The sequence below is a fragment of the Limimaricola sp. G21655-S1 genome, assembly GCF_027213785.1.
GTDB lineage: Bacteria > Pseudomonadota > Alphaproteobacteria > Rhodobacterales > Rhodobacteraceae > Limimaricola.
Genome location: NZ_JAPWGO010000086.1, coordinates 1 through 458, shown reverse-complemented (window position 1 = coordinate 458; position 458 = coordinate 1). Strand labels below are relative to the sequence as shown.

Genomic DNA, 458 nt, shown 5'->3' with positions numbered 1-458 from the left:
GGCACGGGGGTCGACCTGGCGAACGTGAAGATGTCGATGAACCCGTTCGACGAGATCGCGGTCGAGGAGGCGATCCGGCTGAAGGAGGCGGGCGTGGCCACCGAGGTGGTGGCGGTGTCGATCGGCGTGAAGCAGGCGCAGGAGACGCTCAGGACGGCGCTGGCGATGGGCGCGGACCGGGCGATCCTGGTGGTCGCGGCCGAGGCCCCCGACCAGGACATCGAGCCGCTGGCGGTGGCGAAGATCCTCGCCAAGCTGGTCGAAGAGGAGAGCCCCCAGCTGGTGCTCTGCGGCAAGCAGGCGATCGACAACGACATGAACGCCACCGGCCAGATGCTGTCGGCGCTTTTGGGCTGGGCCCAGGCCACCTTCGCCTCCGATGTGAAGATCGAGGGCGAAGAGGCGCAGGTGACGCGCGAGGTCGATGGCGGGTTGCAGACGATCTCGGTGAAGCTGCC

Annotated in this window: 1 protein-coding gene; it reads left to right on the top strand. The window is 68.3% G+C overall.

Annotation, left to right across the window (positions count from 1 at the left end; genetic code table 11):
• The coding region (locus O4G76_RS19965) for an electron transfer flavoprotein subunit beta/FixA family protein (protein WP_269398899.1) at positions 1-458 on the top strand (458 nt) is incomplete at both ends.